The sequence below is a fragment of the Serratia sp. BNK-12 genome, assembly GCF_047456085.1.
GTDB classification, from domain to species: Bacteria; Pseudomonadota; Gammaproteobacteria; order Enterobacterales; family Enterobacteriaceae; genus Serratia; species Serratia liquefaciens.
This window is the reverse complement of record NZ_CP179896.1, coordinates 1,801,724-1,819,176: the sequence shown is the minus strand read 5'-3', so window position 1 is coordinate 1,819,176 and position 17,453 is coordinate 1,801,724. Positions and strand designations below refer to the sequence as shown.

Sequence of the window (17,453 nt, the reverse complement as noted above, 5' to 3'; positions counted from 1 at the left end):
AATACTGAAAAAAATGCAAACAGATAAATCAAATACCGCCAGCGATGCTTCATCGACCGTGATTACCGGCCTGATTGCGGTCGTGGGCAGTGACGGTACGGGGAAATCCACGCTTACCGCCGATTTGGTCAAAAACCTGCAAAAATACCGGACAACGGAACGGCGTTATTTAGGGCTGATCTCCGGTGAAGATGGCGACAAAATTAAGCGCCTGCCGGTTATTGGTGTCTGGCTTGAACGCCGCCTGGCCGCGAAGTCCGACAAGACTCAGCGCATGAGCAATAAACCGCCGGCACTCTGGGCAGCCCTGATTATGTATGGTTTTTCAGTGTGGCGTGCGGCTAATTTACGCAAAGTACAGCGTCTGGCAGAGAGCGGCGTGCTGGTGATTAGCGACCGTTTTCCGCAGGCCGAGATTTCCGGTTTTTATTATGACGGGCCGGGCATTGGCGTAGAGCGGGCAAAAGGCTGGTTAATGACTCGCTTAGCCGCACGCGAAAAACGTTTATATCAATCAATGGCCTTATGCCGCCCCGAACTTATCATTCGCCTCGATATTGATGTCGATACCGCCTTTTCACGTAAGCCCGATCACAGCTACGAAGAACTGAAGGACAAAATCTCTGCCATGGTTCGGCTGCAATATAATGGTTCCAGAATTATAGAGTTGGATGCTAAAGCGCCTTACGATGAAGTACTGGAAAAAGCGCTGAATGCAATATCCTCCGTCGCAATGATCCCTTCGCTTCCCCAGGCTTCTCTCGGATAGCGAATTCATTCATCTACAGACATGTCGATAATATCGTTCACTATTAAGATTCAGGGGTAAACAACGCTAATGTTTATTACCAAAAAATCAGGAAAACGCACTTTTTGATCATGTTTTAAAATGAATGCCAGTACCGGAAGGATGACTAAACAGCATTGAATGGTAAAATTTTATCAGCCTGGAAAAGTATTATCGGAGAGATTTTCATGATTATATTTCAGGTGTGAAAGTTTTACCCGAGCCTGTCGCTCGCAATGTAAAATAGGGATTGAGCCGCTATCAATCCTGGTGAGAGTGTCGCCAAGCAAAACGGGCGATTCTTTACTTTTCACTCCATGAACGGATACATATCTCTGAGTTTCGTCGTACCGGATATGTATGCAAGGCCAGCTTATGTCCGCTGAGCTATTGATAACCTGAAGTGGTCAGTATGGCTGGTTTTACCATGAAGCATTGGTTTTCCGATGGCGCTTTTCGTTCCATCTTACGTAACGCCGCTTATTTAGGTTCCGGCAGTGTAGCCAGCGCCCTGCTCGGGCTGCTTGCGCTTTCTTGCGCCGGCAAAGGCATGTCGCCTGAAATGTTTGGTGTTCTGGTTGTTATTCAAGCCTATACCAAAGCAGTCAGCGACTTTATCAAGTTTCAGACGTGGCAATTCGTTGTCCAATTTGGGACTCCGGCGCTGGAACGCCAAAACATTCAACGCTTTCGTGACGTCATTTCATTTTCGTTCGGTCTGGATATTGCCAGCGGCACCATTGCGGTACTGGGCGGCATGTTGCTGCTCCCTTTCCTTTCGCACGCCTTAGGGTTGGATACGGAAAGTTTCTGGCTCGCGATCCTTTACTGCACCTTAATCCCGTCGATGACGTCGTCCACCCCTACGGGAATTTTACGCGCGTTTGATCGCTTCGACCTGATTGCCGTTCAGCAGGCCATCAAGCCCTTCCTGCAGGCCGTCGGCAGCGTGCTGTCCTATTATTTTGATTGGGGATTTCCAGGGTTCATCGTCACATGGTATGCCTCCAACTTGATCGGCGGCACGCTATTTTGGTGGTTCGCCGCGCGTGAACTGCACCGCAGAGATATCCATAACGCATTGAAACCACGCCTATTCAAAACCGCACGTCGTATCGAAGGCGCCTGGAATTTCGTCTGGACCACCAATTTTGCCCATACTATTTGGGCTACCCGTAACTCGTGCAGCACGGTGTTAGTCGGCGTCGTTTTGGGGCCGGCAGCCGCCGGGCTGTTCAAAATCGCGATGACCTTCTTTGACGCCACGGGGACCCCGGCCAAGCTGCTGGAAAAAAGCTTCTACCCTGAGATCATGCGTCTGGATCCCCGAACCAGCAAACCCTGGATGCTGGGCCTCAGATCGGCGTTGTTGGCTGGAGGCATAGGTCTCGCCGTGGCGCTGCTGGTCATCGTCGTAGGTAAGCCATTAATTTCCTTTGTGTTCGGCCAGCAGTATTTGCAAGCCTATGATTTAATCCAAATCATGCTGGGCGCCATTATCGTTTCCATGCTGGGCTTCCCGCAGGAATCCTTATTGTTCATGGCGGGCAAACAGCGGGCCTTCTTGATTGTGCAGACTTTTTCTGCGATCGCCTATATAGCGCTGCTGGTGGGCATGTCTCATCTGTTTGGTGTGCAGGGTGCGGCCTTCGCTTATCTGGCAGGCCAATGTTTGGACGTTTTGTTGACGCTCATACCGACGATAGGCGCTTACCGTAATCGCTATTTACTGGGATTCAATGTATCCAGAGAGAGTAATCAATGATGAATAGCAGCAACGGGAAAAAATTCTCTGCTGAAACTACGCAGTTACTGTTTATTGCCGTAGAGACGGATGACATTGTTGATGCAAATATCAGTTTGCCACAACATATTGATTTGCAATGTTCCTATGAGAGCATTCAGGATAATTACGCCCTGTGCCTGCAATTTTGGGAGGACGGTTTCACCCGACGAGAACTCCTGGGCTTAGTGAATGATTTTCTTAAGGATTCAGACTTACCCGCCGCGACGCGCATGCGCTACAAATACATTCGTGCGCGCTATAAACATTTACGCTTTGCCCAGCGTCTTTACAGCAAAAAGCACAGTGCCGGCCGCCTTTTTCACACCACCACCGTGGTGCTCGGCCATTTTCAGGACGCGTTTCGCAATGGCAACCAACAGAACCTGAAATTCTACGGCAATCTTCTCCGGCTGCTGCTCAGCAGGCCGGTCTGGTCGCTGGTGAATTATGCTTTGCGGCATATTCAGTTAGAAACCGAGAGTGACTTTATTGCCTACCGGCAGGAACAAATGCGCGCGCTCCAGGAGCTCATTGTCAACCCAGAGCTCACGGGAAAGCAGTTCCACGACGTGCGGAAAATCGTCAGCCAGCAAGTCTCTTTTTATGACACGCTGAGGTCGATAGATCCAGGTAACCGCGAGGCTCTGCAGATCTCCAGATTCCTGGCCGCGATTAACGGGCTAATGGGAGATCGCCACGATGTGATGGTGGCGGACAAGCTGGCGGGGGGGAAATCCTATGACGAACCCACAATGCTGGATGTCGATATCCGCCAACGCCTGGAGTTACTTCTCGAGCGCTATCCTATGTAACTGTTACTGGGGGGGAATTACCGCTCCCCCAGCCGCAGCCATTGATAAATTAGGGTTATTTTCATGATGCTACGCAGGTTACTGCCCTTGTCACTGCTGCTGTTGCCGCTGATGGCATCCGCGCATAATTTTGTTCAGGGTAAGCCTGTCGTACCGGTTGTCATCGCCGATCGGGGTGAGTTGCTGCTTGAAAATGACACTTTCAGCTATAAGAAATGGGACAGTGCAGAATTGGCAGGCAAAGTGCGGGTGATCCAGTGCATCGCCGGCCGCACCTCGGCCAAAAAGAAGAACTCGATGCTGATTACCGCCGTCAAAGAGGCGAACTTTCCAAACGACCGTTTTCAGCCCACCACCATCGTCAATACTGACGATGCGATCCCCGGTACCGGTTTTTTCGTCCGCGGCAAAATTGAGAAAAACAAAAGGCATTATCCCTGGGCGCAATTTATCGTCGATAGCGATGGGCTGGTACGTCAAGCCTGGCATCTGCCAGAAGAGAGCTCAACCATTTTGGTGCTGGATAAACAAGGCCGCGTCCAATGGGCAAAAGACGGTGCTCTGACCCCTGATGAGGTTAACCAGGTCATCGCCCTGCTGCAAAAGCTGATTAACCATGATCAATCATGATGAAACACAGGCTGAAAGCCGGTCTTCTTCCGCAAAACATGCGTTTGATAATAAGGGACGTCTATAACTTATGGTGTTGATTGAGCGCTATATCATGGTTGAAATCCGCCGATTGGTGATGATCATCGTGGGTTTTCTGATTTTCATGTTTGCCAGTTATTCGGCCCAGCGCTATCTCACCGAGGCCGCCAACGGCACACTGGCGCTGCACATCGTATTCGACGTTGTCTGCTATAAAATATTGATTGCCCTGGAGATGCTGCTGCCGGTAGGCCTCTATGTTTCCGTCGCGGTGGCGCTGGGGCAGCTCTACAGCGATTCCGAAATCACCGCCATTCACGCCTCAGGCGCCAGCCCGTGGCGGCTGTACAAAGCGGTGTTGGTACTCGCCATTCCGCTGGCCCTGTTTGTCACCCTGCTGTCCCTGTATGGCAGACCCTGGGCGTACGGCAACATTTATCAGTTGGAACGCCAGTCGCAATCGGTGCTGGATGTCAGCCATCTGCAGGCGAACAAGTTTAACGTTAATGGCAGCGGCCGAATGATCATGGCCTCACGCATTGACCCGGCCTCAAATCACCTGACGGATGCATTGATTTATTCACGTTCGGCCAATAATACCAGCCTCTATCGGGCTCATTCCGTCGAGGTCATAGATCCTTCGCCTTCAAGCCCCTCCGTGATACTGAAAACGGGCACGGCCTATGTGCTGGAGCGCAAAGGTACCGACGACAACATGCAGAATTACAATAACTTCAAGATATCACTGAAGCCCTTTATCGAAAGCCTGGAAGTGAAGCGTAAATCAGCCTCGCTGGGGGAACTGTCGCGCTCATCGGATCCCGCGGACCGGGCAGAATTACAATGGCGAGAAAGCCGCGGCGTCACCACTTTGCTGATGGTGTTATTGGCGATCCCCTTTAGCCGCATCAAACCTCGTCAGGGGCGTTATGCCACCTTGCTGCCCCTGACCGTGCTGTTTACCGCCATTTTTTATGGTGGGAATATCTGTCGGACATTGGTCGCTAACGGGACCCTCCCCACCACGCCGGGCGTCTGGCTGGTGCCGATAATCATGCTGGCTGGGATGCTAATCCTGATTGCGCGCGATTTTTCCCTGCTGAGGAAGCCCTTGCGATGAACATCTTCAGCCGTTATTTGATCCGTAATCTTTTTATCGGCTTTGCCGCCGCGGCCGGATTGTTAATCCCGTTGTTTACCACCTTCAATCTGATCAATGAACTCGAGGACGTCACCCCTAACGGCTACCATTGGAACCAGGCATTACTGGTAGTGTTGATGACATTGCCCCGAAGCCTGGTGGATCTGGGGCCTTTTATCGCGCTGCTTGGCGGCATCATCGGGCTGGGCCAAATGTCGAAAAGCCTGGAATTAACGGCAATCCGCACCGCCGGTTTTTCAATTTTCCGCATTGCTCTGGTAACGCTCTACGCCGGCCTGTTTATCAACCTGTCGTTAGGCGCACTCGATGAATGGGTCGCTTCCCCTCTGCAACAACACGCATTGCAGCTTAAAGACGGCGCCCTGGCAAAAACCGGCAATGCCACAGATGCGGGTAACGCCCTGTGGGCCCGAAAGGGCAATGAATTTGTTACCGTGAAATCTCTGGACGAGCATAGCCAACCCGTCGGGATTGAGATATTCCGCTACCAAGACGACCTCACGCTGGAGTCTTATGTGTATGCGGAGACGGCCATCACGGCCGATAACGGACAGTGGACGCTGCATAAAGTTATGCAGAAAAAATGGGACAACAAAAAAGAGAGCGTACAAACCCAGGATACTTTGCTCTGGCAATCCCTTTTTGCCGGAATGAACCTCAAAGGGCTGACCTTGCCTGCCGACAGCTTCTCCATCAAACAGCTGAAACAGTACATCACCTACCTGCAAAGTTCGCAGCAACCCAGCACCGAGTACCGGATCGCGTTATGGCAAAAATTGGGCCGCCCCCTGTTGGTCCTGGCGATGATTTTATTGGCCATCCCCTTCACCTTCAGTATTCCTCGCGCACCCGGGCTAGGCAGCCGTTTAGCCGTAGGGGTGATCGTGGGGTTGCTGACCTACATTATCTACCAGATTATCCTCAACCTCGGGCTGCTGTTTTCGCTCAATGTCCCACTCACGACGCTGGCCCCACCGCTGTTGCTGCTGCTGATAGCTTTAGCCTTGGTTTACCGCTTCGATAAACAACACTAGGGCCTGTCCCCCAGCCCACCCTGAAGGTGGCGAGGGACAGGATTCAACCAGCGACAGAATCAGAATTGATACAGGGCATTCAGGTAAAAGCCTGCGCCGACGCTGTTATCGGTCAACGGGCTGCGGCGTGCCCCTGCGGTCAGGGCATAGAGCTTCATCCCGCCCTGCAACGCCAGCTGAGGCTGCAGTTGCCAGGTCAGACCGGTTTTGAGCGTCACATCCCGCATGCCCCCACCGGTGTGATACTCACGAAAATCGGTACGTGCCGCCTGTTCGCCTGTCACCCCGAAGTGAGCCATCATGTCGTCCTTATCACCCCAGGTGCCGTATAGCGCGGAGTCCAGCGTCAGCGCAGAAGACAGCGGCAATGCGCTGGAGGCCCCCGCTTCAAGATACGCCGTGTGCCCCAGATCCTCGCCACCGTATTCACGGCTGCGGGTCGCTTGCCAGCCGCGAACAAACAATCGACTGGCGGAGAGCCCCCAGTAGGCTTCCGCCCCCACCATCGCTGAGTTGTCCAGATCCCCCATCCCCTTCAGGTAATTGTTGTGCCCCCCCAGGGTACGGATTTTTTCCTTACGGCCAGGATCATAACCCACCAACAGCGCTACGCCGAACGTCGACAGGTTCGGCAGATCCCACCGCAGTCCTTCAGGAAATGCAGCCGTAAACGTGCCCCAGTTCTCCGTCGGCATCACGGCTTTCGCCACCAGTGAAGGGAAAACCGCGTAACGCGAGGAGCCTTCATACAGCGGGCTGACCACCACCCCGGCCCCCAACGCAAAGGTAGGGATCGCCTCGCTTGCAGCCGAATGTGGCGCAACAGAGGTACTGACCGCCTGCTCCACCGGCGCAGCTGCCTTTGCACACAGCGGTAGCGCAGCCATCAACCAAAAAGCATGGACCCGCTTTCTTTTGCTAATTGCCATAATGTCATTCTTCCTTAAATACTCGTCTGTTTCGCGGTCTGGTCGCCCTCTATTCCGGCAAGCGAAAATAAGCGCCGGACACGCCTCATCCGGTTATTGTTTTAAAAGTGGAAAATTAAAATCCGAGTTTACCCAACCCCATTAATAATGGTTTTCACCTTGCTAGCAGTTTCTTAAATACCCCCACTTATTATCTACCTGTAAATAGAAGCCAGCCCAAAAGCCACTAAACATGTGAAAGTGGTTTGCAAAACAATTCAATGATAAAAAATCACTCAAGCTGTTAATTTAAAATCACAACGTAATTCACGCTGCCAGTGGCACAGTGATATTATTTTTAAATTAAGGTTTTTTATTCCACTCTCTGAGCAGTATTAATTATTTTTGGCGGCACGCAGACTGACAAGCCTTTAGAGAGATCGTTATATTTCCCCTGTTAAAATCTGCCGCTCACCCCCAATATTGGCCCCTGTTGCACCACGTCATACACGAAGCCGTCATGACGATAGTCGACCCCCATCGCCCGGTAACCGGCCACCGCAGAGAAACCCGACATAAATTCCCACCCCACCAATCCTGCCACATCCCAGTCCAATCGGGACTGCCCGCCCCCGGCCAATCCCCAGGCCGACAGCCAGACTGTCGGCGTCAGCGCATAGTGCCCGCGCAATCCCGCGACCGCATCTATCCAGGTCGCTCGATCGCTACCCGATATCCCGCCGGCATCTCCCCCCTGGAAAGTTAACCGGGTGCTGCTGTACCAGACCCTGGCACCGCCCGCGGCATCAAGACGGCCACCGCCTTTTTCCAGCAGGGTATATCCCCCGCCCAGGAACCCTGACACCGTCCTGTTATCCACTTTCAGGCGATCTGCCGGCGCGCCATCGGGTAAATCGTTACGGGTCGTGGTATCGATGTACATCAAGTCCACCAGCAGGCTGTAACGCCCTTTACGCGCCTCCCCCATGCCCATCACCGCCACATCGAGATCGCGGGCGATGTCGGAGAAATCGGTTTTCATAAACTGCGTTCCGGTCGACCGGTGGCCAATATCTCCCCGGATCCCTGCGGCCCATACATAGGGCGCGAATGTGAACTGCCATTCGTCCGCCGCCTGGTAGCCCGCAGATAACGGTTGAACCGCCTCCGCCGGGAAGCTGATAACGCCAAAAGCTAATAACGCAGCGGGCAGGAAGCGTCCGGCACACCTGTTTGATCGATTGTCACCGTTCATCATGACCATGGCCCTCTCAATGCATACTCAGGGAGAGCGCAACACGTTCAGCCGCGCAGGATTCGGTAGGTTTCAGGCTCGCCCTGGTTGCCTCCTGCACCTCGCGCTTCGCGGCAGCCAAATCTGCCATAAAAGCGGGATTGCCATGCAGAACGGCTACCGTGGCGGCGCCCATGATGCGGCCCGCGTCCACGTCACTTTGCCAATGCGCATCACAAATCACACGGCTTTGGCCAAAGGCCAAACCACGGGCCAACAGCTCTGTCGCCCGTGCCGGCTGGATTTCGGCCAACACCAATCCCCACGCCCAGCCTGCCGCCGAGTGCCCGGACGGCCAGGAACCGTCATTTTTCAACAGGGGCTCCATGTCCTTGCGGCAGGTTCCCTCGTTGTGCTGTACAAACGGGCGAGTACGGTTATAGGCGTTCTTTCCGGCATAGGTTGAGCCACCGGCATCCGTCAATACGCGCTGCATCATAGAGTAGAGGTGCGGGGTATTTTTCTGGTTGATATCAGTGCCCAGCGCGCACGAAAACGCCTGAGCCGGGGCCGGGAACGTCAACTCGGCATCCGTCGCGGCCAGCTTTTCACGAGCGCTGCCGCGTAAAGCCAATGCGGCCCGCCTGGCTTCTTCATCGCGTGCGAAAGCCGCAGAGTCCGGTTTTGGCGGTGCCCCCAGCAAGGCTAAATGCACCGGTAGGCTGGCGGGTTCCAGGTAGCCTGGCGCCAGCTTAAAATGAGGGTCCGTAATCACCGGGCCCGTGTCATTCGCCGCCGCAATGCCGGAATACAACAGACCGGCTAACGGCGCGATCAGATATAAGGGATGACATGATTTTTTCATTGTTGCCTCCAGATTCGGTTTATGCCGCAGGGGGAATGGCACTCTCATTGCCTCGCAGTAATTCCCCCACCGTGTTATTCGGTTCAGGACGGAATTCTCTGCCGCGCCAAAACAGCCAAATCATGAATATTTGCCACCGGCCACGTTATAAATCCACCGCTACCGGGGGCGATTATTTTCAGCCATGCAAGCTGGTCGCCTCGACTAAATAAAATGGATCACTGCGGCTGTGGGAAATGCCATTTACCGTTAAGAATTTCGTTACCAGGCTGATAAAGCCTGACGGTATAATTCCAGCCTGGCATTGTCGGCAAACAGTTGGCAATCTTGCCGTCGCAGCCCCCAAATTGGATCATAATCGAGCCATCATCACTTTTTTTAGCGGTGAGGTTATTTAACGAATAAGCATCATAGGGGTTCTTTTCAAAATAACCGGCGGCGTTATAAACGCTCACGGACCAGAAACTTTTAACCGGAACCTGCCCGACCTTGAGCCGATAAACGGTTTTCCCATCATTTTTCGGCATCACGCCGCCGAGATAGATGGCGTCCTTGCTCGGATTGCCGCCCCAGCCGGAAGCTGTGGCAATCAAATGCTGAATAGGATCAACCGAGCTCTTGGTACCAAAAGCCTGGTTATAGTTAGGGAGCGTAGCGCCGAGTACCAATAGGGCATCGCGCATCTTTTTCTGACTCACCGGATCCCATTTCGGTACGACGAATTCCCCTGCCCGTGCCTGACTGACCTTGATGGCATCCTGCAGTACATGTACCTGCTCAAGGTCTTTGCGATCGGAGGGATCGACCAGCGTACGGATCGCGACAAAAACATAGCGAGTGCCGACCGCATCTTTGGTTAAAGTACGGCTGCCGGCGCCGTAAAAGACGGCGGGTACGTAGTGATCTTCATTGACCACCAGCATCGACATGAATCTTTTACCCGCTTCAGGCAAGCTGATGGTGACCGGGCCGGCATCAAGATCGAATACCGCACTCGAATAAAGCGTATCCCGATTCATGCGGATGACACTTTGCGCGTCAATGGCAACGGGTTCGCGACTATGCACAAACCGTCCAAGGCCGCCCTCCTTCACCATATTGCCCATATAGAGATCGGACTCGGCACGGATAAAATTATCGACGCCCACCGGCATCATTTCGCCCGCGACGGATTGAGCGTTCGCACTTGCCAATGTTGCCAATGTGAGTGCGACCACGCTGGCCGTGGATAGATAAGTCATGTAACCCCCCTGATGGTATGAATTAATACAGTTTCCCAATGCCAATCCTTTCTTATTTTGCGATCTCTGAACGCATCGCCAGCGACGCTAGGAATTGTCTTAGCGGACTGTATAAGAACGCCTCGAAAGAGACTTGCCATTTGACGCCAAAGATAAAGCCGGCAGGCATAAGGGACGCAAAATACAGGGGAGATGGGCTTTATTGTTGCTGAGCGTTATCGATTGGGAGAAATTGCTGGTGACGCAAAGCACCCAGAGTCGGATGACCCCAGGAGGCATTAAAATGGGGGAGAAATCTTTGGCGTGTTTGTGGCTGCGAGGAAGTTGACGCTCAGCCTTTCTTTGAGGCTGAGCGGTAAAACGACGGCGTGCTTCCGGTCCAGCGTTTAAAAGCGCGAGTAAAGTGCGCCTGATCGCTGTAACCGACCATATAGGCAATTTCCGTCGCCGAGTATTTGCCGCTGGCCATGAGCTGCAGAGCTTCGCAGCGACGGGTTTCATCACGCAGGGCTTCGAATTCGACACCGCAATACTTGAGACGACGCTGCAGGGTTCTCGGGGACAGCCTGATGCTTTTGGAAATAACGGTAAGTTTAGGCTGCTCCGGATCGGCGATCCGTTTGATTAACGCGCCTGCCGTTTCAACCGTCGTCCGCAAGGCTTCAGTGGTTTTCCAAGCCTCATCACGGATATTTTTCAGCGGGATCTCGAGCAAATCGCGGTCGAACTCAATCATGTTGTAGTTCGAATTCATCACCAGATTCGGCCCCAGGCACTCTTCAAGCGCGTCGTCCCCTCTTTCCCTCGAGGACTTGATGTGAACACGGATGGAAGAAGGCTCGCCGGACATCAGCGGAACTTTTCTGAGCACCGCCAAACTGCCGAGGATAAATTGCCGCGGATCGGCTTCATATTGCCCGGTGAATTGGTGGATGAGTTTCGTCGTACGGCCTTCGGTGACAATGTTTACTTCTCCCCCCTGATGCAGCATGGCCGCGTGGGTTGCCGCCAGCGCACAGGCCTGGGCGATATTCGTTGAGTTCATGATCATTTCGCCCCAAACGCCAAGCGAACGAATTTCGGTCAGGTGCCCCACATAGGCGCCACCAAAAGGATCCTGCGTGATGGCAGCCATTTCATTGGCAATACGAAAACAGGCCGAGCGCGGGATCCAGATATCGGGGTTTTGGAAAATGTTTGGGGAAATGCCAAGGCGTTGAAAGAACTCCAACGACGATACCCCTCGCATGGCCAGATAAGGGGCCATCTGGAGAAAACTTCTCAGCTTGATGGAAGGCGTAATATTCGTCATCGGCGTTCGCACCTGTTATTAAGGCCTACGAAGAGAAACTGTTTGAGCGCACAGAGCAGCGTCGGAGCAAAAACATTGCCCAACCCAAGCTTCTGATCGCGGCGTTATGTACGACGGATAACCAATTTTGAGGAGTATATCTGACCTTGGAGAAAAAACTATATCTTCGCGTAACGCGTTTCATTCGTAGTCCCCCAGCTCCATTCCCCTCCCACGCAGAAGCCGCAATGCCGCTGTCTGTTTGAGCACAGCGGCACTCCATTAAGCCGCTCAATTCACCGGCAGCGCCAATACCTGATCGGTAGTTTTGATTTCGGCAAACACATCGGCTACCCCGGCCAGCGCGGCACGTTGCAGCACGGCGTGGTCGACAATTTGGTTGTCCCAGGTAGCCAGATCGCGGGTGGCGGTGGCATCTTCAGGAATAATCACCGTATACCCCAGCGGTACCGCATCGCGCGCCGTTGATGAAACACACATATGGGTCATCAAACCGCTGATCACCAGCTGCTTGATACCGGCCTGCTTAAGTTGACGATCCAGATCGGTACCGACAAACGAGCTGGGGGTGGCTTTGGTAATAACACGATCGCTGCCAGAGGGTTGCAGGTCAGGATGGAATTCGGCGAACTTGCTCCCTTCGGCAAACAGAGGGCCATTCGCCGGGCCAAGATGACGCACAAAAAACACCGGCATCTTATGCTGATGGGCGAAACTGACTAAGCGCTGCGTATTTTTCAACGCCTTAACGCCGTCGGGGATCGGCATTTTGCCTATAAAATATTCATTTTGATAATCAATCACTAACAGCGCCGTGGCATTGGCTGATAAGGATTGCGTTGGCTGGGCACCACTCAGGGTACGAATGGTCGTTGCGGCTGGCGTGTCGGCGGAAAAAGCCAGGCTGGAAGCCACCATCGAGAGCGTCAATGCGCTGCAAGCCATCAGTTTTTTCATTCTCATTTATCCTTGTTAGAGCAGAAAACAGCAGGCAATATCCTGCCAGGGTCGGGATAAATTCTGTGGGTTTTGGGGGCGTGATAACAGATAGCGCAACACCCAAAAGCGATACCATCAGGCCAGATTTCCTGCCGGCGTTTAACCATCAAAGGAAGCCGTATGTCGCCACTTAAAGTGGGTATCGTGGTTTTTAACAATATCATCCCGTTTCACCTTTCGGTCCCCTGCGCGGTCTTTGAGAAGGCGTTAAACGGCAAGGGCGAACCGGCGTATCAATTATTGATTTGCGCCACCGAGCCTGGGCCATTGAAAACCAACGCCGGCTTCTCGATTATCGCGGAATATGGGCTGGCGGCGCTGGCACAAGCCGATATGGTGATAGTGCCGAGCTGGAGCGATCCCGAAGTCCTGCCACCGACACCGTTAATCGATGCCTTGCTCAGTGCCCATGCGCGCGGAGCCACTCTGGTCGGGTTGTGCATGGGGGCATTTGTTCTGGCGGCAGCCGGGCTGCTCAATGGACGACCGGCAACCACCCATTGGCGGTGGATGTCGGACTTCCTGCAGCGCTATCCGCAGGTCTCCGTAGACAAGAACGTGCTGTACGTGGATAACGACGATATCGTCACTTCGGCAGGAACCGCCGCCAGCATCGACTGCTGCCTGCATCTGGTACGCAAGCGTTGTGGCGCAGAGACAGCCAATGCGGTAGCCCGGCAGTTGGTGGTGCCGCCGCATAGACAAGGGGGCCAGGCGCAGTTTATCGAGCAGCCGGTGTATAACACCGCCGGAGGGGACAGATTTATGCAAACGCTGAATTGGGCGACAGAAAATCTGCAGCAGCCGCTGACGCTGGACCAACTGGCGGAAAGAGCCTGCATGAGCCGCCGCAGCTTTACCCGCCGTTTTCAGCAAACCACCGGTACCAGCGTGATGCAGTGGCTGTTGAACCAACGACTGGCGATGGCGCAGCGCTTCCTGGAGAAAACTGACCAGCCGGTTGAACGCATCGCACAGGCTGCAGGTTTCGCCACTGCGCTGTCAATGCGCAGGTATTTTCAACGGCAGTTCAAAACGTCCCCGTCCTTATATCGCAAAGAGTTTCGGGTAACGGATCATTAAGAATAACGGCAGCGGTGTTTTTTTATCGCGTGAGGACGGGTGAGGCGTGGATCACAGACAAAATCATCTGTAAGTGATTGAATAATGGCGGAGAGAGGGGGATTTGAACCCCCGGTAGAGTTGCCCCTACTCCAGTTTTCGAGACTGGTCCGTTCAGCCGCTCCGGCATCTCTCCTTCAAGTGCTTGCTATCATGCCCCTTTTTGCGGCATTTTTACAGAGTTAGCCTCCAGCCGAATGTTCAAGTGACGATTTTACGAGCAACGCGATGATTAAATGGCCGTGGAAAACGCAACAACCGCAGGCGGAAACGCTTGCCCAGTGGCAAGACGCGCTGGCAATCCCTCTGCTTTCTCCTTTGGATGAGCAGGAACAACAGCGGCTGATTGCCGTTGCCGGGCAGATTTTACAGCAAAAAAGCATCGTCCCCTTGCAGGGGCTGCAGTTGACGTCACAGATGCAGGCACGCATCGCCCTGCTGTTCGCCCTGCCGGTGCTTGAGCTGGGTGCCGAATGCCTCGACGGTTTCAATGAGATCCTGCTCTACCCGACGCCCTTTGTGGTAGAGGACGAATGGCAGGACGACTTCGGCCTGGTGCACACCGGGCCGGTGGTGCAGTCCGGTCAAAGCTGGGAACAGGGGCCGATCGTGCTTAACTGGCAGGACGTGCAGGACTCGTTCGATCTTTCCGGCTTTAACCTGGTGATCCACGAAGCCGTCCACAAGCTGGATATGCGCAACGGCGGCAGCGCCACCGGTGTGCCCCCTCTTCCGCTGCGCGACATTGCCGCCTGGGAACATGACTTGCACGCAGCAATGGAAAATCTGCAGGACGAGATCGACATGGTGGGCGAAGAAGCCGCCAGCATGGACGCTTACGCCGCCACCGATCCGGCCGAGTGCTTCGCCGTACTGTCGGAGTATTTTTTCAGCGCACCCGAGCTGTTGGCCAACCGCTTTCCGGCGCTGTATCAACATTTCACCCGCTTCTATAAGCAGGATCCGCTGGCGCGTTTACAACGGCTTCAGGCCGATAGCGGTACGGAACTGCCTTAAGTCGGCCACATTGCTCAGATGCTGAGCAGTCACACCGAATCGGCGAATTTAGCGTTGACACACTCCAGGTGGCTGGATATGATGCGCCCCGTTCAGACAATTCCTCTGTAGTTCAGTCGGTAGAACGGCGGACTGTTAATCCGTATGTCACTGGTTCGAGTCCAGTCAGAGGAGCCATATTAGAGAAGCCCGCTTAAGGAAACTTAAGCGGGCTTTTTGCTGTTCGGGTTTGCTGAATCTTTGACAGAATCCGATGTTATCCATAACGATGCCGCGTTAACGGTGTTCAGTGCTTTCGGCCAGGAAGCACTATAGCTTTTCTGAGGCTCACACAGAGTTGAAGAGTGGCGCAAGCTCTGCCCACCGATGACTATGGGCATCCAGACACTTTGTAGATCTCGGCAATCACCTGCATCGTTGCGTCTTCGAGCAGGCCTTCATTACGGCATAAAAACCAGCCGTGGTTTGCAATTTCTCTCTCGAACGCATGGGTACAAGCAACGTGCTCTTCCAGCTTATGAATCACCGTACTGCTTAGCCCACGCGGCCGAGCCGCGGCCCTCGCCCATGAGATCTCAGGCGCAGTAACAACCCCGACATGCAGGTCTGGCGCTCGCACGTTTCGTTCAATGTTGAGCTGTAAAATCTCGGCAAATGGAAGCATCCGACGAAACGCGGCATCCGAGGGATACCAGCGATCCATCAAGATAATGCTGTCCGGTGGCTGTCTAGTCAGTACATGCTGGGAAATCCATGCACGGCTATCCGCAAAACGCGCACAGACCTCCAGTTCCAAATCCAGAGTGGGATTTCTGGCGAGTTTGTTAACAAGGGCCATGGTTTCCGCCCTGTAGGGATCGCTTTTTTTCTCACAAAGTCGGATCACCTTCTTGTGGTCTGCCCTTAGTCTTTTCGTAATGGCTTCCAACAGTGTGGTTTTACCGGCGCCCTTGGGCCCATCCAGAGCAACAAACAGCTGACGACTCATTCTGCAAATGACGATTGATATACGGTTTTTGTAAAGCTTGAATCTGGCAAAAACATCTTACTTCCTTGGTATGAATAGCTGCCCTCCCTCTTGGTTCGTCGGGGCACCTGGCGCGTCAGCGCGAATCGGATCGAGGGATTTTATCAACAGACACCGATGAACATTCCGGCAATGGCGCTAACTCACCCGTTTAAAAACCCAGAATTACGGCCGTGCATGGTCATAGCCCATAGGTTGTGACCTGCGCGAGGTAGTTTAAGGGATCCGCTGACAAAACGGAAAGCATCCCCCGCCAAGCCTGTTTTTAAAGCAGACCGGCGTTGATGGGCAGCTTTGAGGAAGGAGCAGAATGATAAACCGGAGTGAGGAGTGTTCGATAACATTCATTCACGAGGGAATACTCTTCGTGAATTACACCAAGAAGTACCTTCCAGTGGTATGGTTATATTTTTACCATCACAAGAGGGAAAGCTAATGATTGTAAGGACCTGGCACGGTTGTGTTCCACTTGAACATGCAGAAAGCTTTGCAAAGCACCTTGAGAAAACAGGAATAGAACATTCAAGGAGCATATCAGGGAACAAAGGCGCGTTCGTTCGCAGGGAAACTCAGGGGGGCTGGGAACATTTTTTTCTGGCTACTTACTGGCAGGATCTAAAGTCGGTGAAGGCATTTGCCGGAGAAAACTATCATGTGGCGGTCACCTACCCGGACGACGAAGAATTTGAACTACTTTCTGACCCTTACGTTTTCCAGCATGTTGTTGAAGCCTTCGTACCGCTTTAATCTCATTTCCGGGGCAACCTATCGGGAACCCGGAATTGCCATAACACAAGTATTAATTCAGAGAATCAACTCCCGCTTCTGGTACGAAGCTGTCAGACCAGTTGGCTGTCAGGTCCGCTATGAGCGAGAAGCGGACATTCTGAATACATAGTTTATCTCCTGAAAGTCCAGGAAATCGTCCGCCCCCTTCAGAGTGACATTTTCAATATGGATAGATAATAACGGCAGGCGTTAAGCCCGCCGTAACTCACCGGAAAAAGTCATCCACCGAATCGCTCCACTCATGGCCGGACACAGACCATACCTTGTTTATCGGGGGAGGAAATCCACTTCTGCAGTACCCATTTTTCCCAACGAAATCGAACGCTCCATGCGGATATCCGTTGATAAGGAGCACGCACTTCTGACTGTCTTCTGACCAGCCGATTTTAACGTCAGAAGGAATGTGGCCGTCTGAAATATCCTCGACATTGTAGATATACACTGCATCCTGAATCGGGTTTCCTTCAACGGACTCATCAAGCGCGTAGAAATACCCGGTCTGGCCGTCGTCTTCAAATACGGCGGCCAGCATACCCTCAGGAGCCAGGCTTTTTATCACCTGCGCTTCTCCAACAATGAGTTGAGCCTGTATCGTCACTAAAATCGTCATACCGATTACTCTCCTTTCCCTGGTTGTTTGATTAGGCTGCATTCAAACTGACAAGCAATTTACCATAACATCCCTGCGATGAAATAAGCCCGTGACC

Annotated in this window: 17 protein-coding genes and 2 tRNA genes; 10 read left to right on the top strand and 9 right to left on the bottom strand. The window is 53.2% G+C overall.

The features are described 5' to 3' along the window. The first annotated feature begins 13 nt into the window (after window positions 1–13). The 6 genes from ACMGG1_RS08270 to lptG all read left to right on the top strand — a co-directional run bounded on the left by ACMGG1_RS08270 (window position 14) and on the right by lptG (window position 6,232). Window positions 14–769: a hypothetical protein gene (locus tag ACMGG1_RS08270; protein WP_414161282.1), complete on the top strand. Its 756-nt coding sequence runs from the start codon at window positions 14–16 to the stop codon at window positions 767–769. Between the two features lie 445 nt (window positions 770–1,214). Continuing rightward, on the top strand, window positions 1,215–2,552 hold the full coding sequence (locus ACMGG1_RS08265) for a lipopolysaccharide biosynthesis protein (RefSeq protein ID WP_046375017.1): 1,338 nt from the start codon (window positions 1,215–1,217) through the stop codon (window positions 2,550–2,552). Further along, the gene (locus tag ACMGG1_RS08260) at window positions 2,549–3,385 is read left to right on the top strand and encodes a hypothetical protein (protein ID WP_082144857.1); all 837 of its coding nucleotides are present in this window, start codon (window positions 2,549–2,551) and stop codon (window positions 3,383–3,385) included. The genes ACMGG1_RS08265 and ACMGG1_RS08260 overlap by 4 nt, the downstream gene beginning before the upstream one ends. A 63-nt stretch (window positions 3,386–3,448) precedes the next feature. Beyond that, window positions 3,449–4,015 carry a YtfJ family protein gene (locus ACMGG1_RS08255; RefSeq protein WP_041414735.1) on the top strand — a complete coding sequence of 189 codons (567 nt, stop codon included), beginning with the start codon at window positions 3,449–3,451 and terminating at the stop codon, window positions 4,013–4,015. A 70-nt stretch (window positions 4,016–4,085) separates the two neighbouring features. After that, window positions 4,086–5,156 (top strand): LPS export ABC transporter permease LptF, encoded by a 1,071-nt coding sequence (gene lptF, locus ACMGG1_RS08250; protein WP_414161281.1) that lies wholly within the window; start codon window positions 4,086–4,088, stop codon window positions 5,154–5,156. Continuing rightward, entirely contained in the window at window positions 5,153–6,232 is a 1,080-nt protein-coding gene (gene lptG, locus ACMGG1_RS08245) for an LPS export ABC transporter permease LptG (protein ID WP_149572703.1), read from the top strand. Before lptF ends, lptG begins: the two co-directional genes overlap by 4 nt. 59 nt (window positions 6,233–6,291) lie before the next feature. Here lptG and ACMGG1_RS08240 read toward each other — a convergent pair whose 3' ends face one another. From ACMGG1_RS08240 to ACMGG1_RS08215, 6 genes are all read right to left on the bottom strand, one after another. Then, on the bottom strand, window positions 6,292–7,161 hold the full coding sequence (locus ACMGG1_RS08240; protein WP_414161280.1) for a MipA/OmpV family protein: 870 nt from the start codon (window positions 7,159–7,161) through the stop codon (window positions 6,292–6,294). Window positions 7,162–7,597: 436 nt separating this feature from the next. Further along, window positions 7,598–8,182 (bottom strand): hypothetical protein, encoded by a 585-nt coding sequence (locus tag ACMGG1_RS08235; protein ID WP_230090324.1) that lies wholly within the window; start codon window positions 8,180–8,182, stop codon window positions 7,598–7,600. Between the two features lie 229 nt (window positions 8,183–8,411). Next, window positions 8,412–9,239 (bottom strand): acid phosphatase, encoded by an 828-nt coding sequence (locus ACMGG1_RS08230; protein WP_130016386.1) that lies wholly within the window; start codon window positions 9,237–9,239, stop codon window positions 8,412–8,414. 218 nt (window positions 9,240–9,457) lie between these two features. Next, a complete protein-coding gene (locus ACMGG1_RS08225) occupies window positions 9,458–10,480 on the bottom strand; it encodes a DUF1254 domain-containing protein (protein WP_414161279.1) in 1,023 nt (340 codons plus the stop codon). Between the two features lie 331 nt (window positions 10,481–10,811). Continuing rightward, complete coding sequence (locus tag ACMGG1_RS08220) at window positions 10,812–11,792, bottom strand: AraC family transcriptional regulator (RefSeq protein WP_041414736.1); 981 nt, start codon at window positions 11,790–11,792, stop codon at window positions 10,812–10,814. Window positions 11,793–12,062: 270 nt separating this feature from the next. Next, window positions 12,063–12,749, bottom strand: a complete 687-nt coding sequence (locus tag ACMGG1_RS08215; RefSeq protein WP_201896244.1) for a cysteine hydrolase family protein — start codon at window positions 12,747–12,749, stop codon at window positions 12,063–12,065. Window positions 12,750–12,911: 162 nt separating this feature from the next. On the opposite strand from ACMGG1_RS08215, the gene ACMGG1_RS08210 reads away from it, so the two are divergent. Beyond that, window positions 12,912–13,874: a GlxA family transcriptional regulator gene (locus ACMGG1_RS08210; RefSeq protein ID WP_400826083.1), complete on the top strand. Its 963-nt coding sequence runs from the start codon at window positions 12,912–12,914 to the stop codon at window positions 13,872–13,874. An 85-nt stretch (window positions 13,875–13,959) separates the two neighbouring features. On the opposite strand, the gene ACMGG1_RS08205 is transcribed toward ACMGG1_RS08210, so the two are convergent. Next, window positions 13,960–14,049, bottom strand: a tRNA-Ser gene (locus ACMGG1_RS08205). Window positions 14,050–14,141: 92 nt separating this feature from the next. Here ACMGG1_RS08205 and mtfA point away from each other — a divergent pair. Next, window positions 14,142–14,930, top strand: coding sequence for a DgsA anti-repressor MtfA (mtfA, locus tag ACMGG1_RS08200; RefSeq protein WP_261439359.1), 789 nt, complete (start codon window positions 14,142–14,144; stop codon window positions 14,928–14,930). Between the two features lie 101 nt (window positions 14,931–15,031). After that, window positions 15,032–15,107 (top strand) — tRNA-Asn (locus ACMGG1_RS08195). A gap of 193 nt (window positions 15,108–15,300) precedes the next feature. On the opposite strand, the gene ACMGG1_RS08190 is transcribed toward ACMGG1_RS08195, so the two are convergent. Next, window positions 15,301–15,918, bottom strand: a complete 618-nt coding sequence (locus ACMGG1_RS08190) for a dTMP kinase (RefSeq protein ID WP_130016390.1) — start codon at window positions 15,916–15,918, stop codon at window positions 15,301–15,303. Between the two features lie 474 nt (window positions 15,919–16,392). Here ACMGG1_RS08190 and ACMGG1_RS08185 point away from each other — a divergent pair, with 474 nt between their 5' ends. After that, the gene (locus tag ACMGG1_RS08185; RefSeq protein ID WP_116690198.1) at window positions 16,393–16,704 is read left to right on the top strand and encodes a hypothetical protein; all 312 of its coding nucleotides are present in this window, start codon (window positions 16,393–16,395) and stop codon (window positions 16,702–16,704) included. Window positions 16,705–16,951: 247 nt separating this feature from the next. On the opposite strand, the gene ACMGG1_RS08180 is transcribed toward ACMGG1_RS08185, so the two are convergent. Further along, entirely contained in the window at window positions 16,952–17,356 is a 405-nt protein-coding gene (locus tag ACMGG1_RS08180) for a DUF2251 domain-containing protein (RefSeq protein WP_142814933.1), read from the bottom strand. Window positions 17,357–17,453 lie beyond the last annotated feature (97 nt).

Bases quoted from the DNA above. Each gene is read 5' to 3' on its own strand.
- ACMGG1_RS08270 (WP_414161282.1), top strand. From the start codon at position 14: ATGCAAACAGATAAATCAAATACCGCCAGCGATGCTTCATCGACCGTG.
- ACMGG1_RS08265 (WP_046375017.1), top strand. From the start codon at position 1,215: ATGAAGCATTGGTTTTCCGATGGCGCTTTTCGTTCCATCTTACGTAAC.
- ACMGG1_RS08260 (WP_082144857.1), top strand. From the start codon at position 2,549: ATGATGAATAGCAGCAACGGGAAAAAATTCTCTGCTGAAACTACGCAG.
- ACMGG1_RS08255 (WP_041414735.1), top strand. From the start codon at position 3,449: ATGATGCTACGCAGGTTACTGCCCTTGTCACTGCTGCTGTTGCCGCTG.
- lptF (WP_414161281.1), top strand. From the start codon at position 4,086: ATGGTGTTGATTGAGCGCTATATCATGGTTGAAATCCGCCGATTGGTG.
- lptG (WP_149572703.1), top strand. From the start codon at position 5,153: ATGAACATCTTCAGCCGTTATTTGATCCGTAATCTTTTTATCGGCTTT.
- ACMGG1_RS08240 (WP_414161280.1), bottom strand. From the start codon at position 7,161: ATGGCAATTAGCAAAAGAAAGCGGGTCCATGCTTTTTGGTTGATGGCT.
- ACMGG1_RS08235 (WP_230090324.1), bottom strand. From the start codon at position 8,182: ATGAAAACCGATTTCTCCGACATCGCCCGCGATCTCGATGTGGCGGTG.
- ACMGG1_RS08230 (WP_130016386.1), bottom strand. From the start codon at position 9,239: ATGAAAAAATCATGTCATCCCTTATATCTGATCGCGCCGTTAGCCGGT.
- ACMGG1_RS08225 (WP_414161279.1), bottom strand. From the start codon at position 10,480: ATGACTTATCTATCCACGGCCAGCGTGGTCGCACTCACATTGGCAACA.
- ACMGG1_RS08220 (WP_041414736.1), bottom strand. From the start codon at position 11,792: ATGACGAATATTACGCCTTCCATCAAGCTGAGAAGTTTTCTCCAGATG.
- ACMGG1_RS08215 (WP_201896244.1), bottom strand. From the start codon at position 12,749: ATGAAAAAACTGATGGCTTGCAGCGCATTGACGCTCTCGATGGTGGCT.
- ACMGG1_RS08210 (WP_400826083.1), top strand. From the start codon at position 12,912: ATGTCGCCACTTAAAGTGGGTATCGTGGTTTTTAACAATATCATCCCG.
- mtfA (WP_261439359.1), top strand. From the start codon at position 14,142: ATGATTAAATGGCCGTGGAAAACGCAACAACCGCAGGCGGAAACGCTT.
- ACMGG1_RS08190 (WP_130016390.1), bottom strand. From the start codon at position 15,918: ATGAGTCGTCAGCTGTTTGTTGCTCTGGATGGGCCCAAGGGCGCCGGT.
- ACMGG1_RS08185 (WP_116690198.1), top strand. From the start codon at position 16,393: ATGATTGTAAGGACCTGGCACGGTTGTGTTCCACTTGAACATGCAGAA.
- ACMGG1_RS08180 (WP_142814933.1), bottom strand. From the start codon at position 17,356: ATGACGATTTTAGTGACGATACAGGCTCAACTCATTGTTGGAGAAGCG.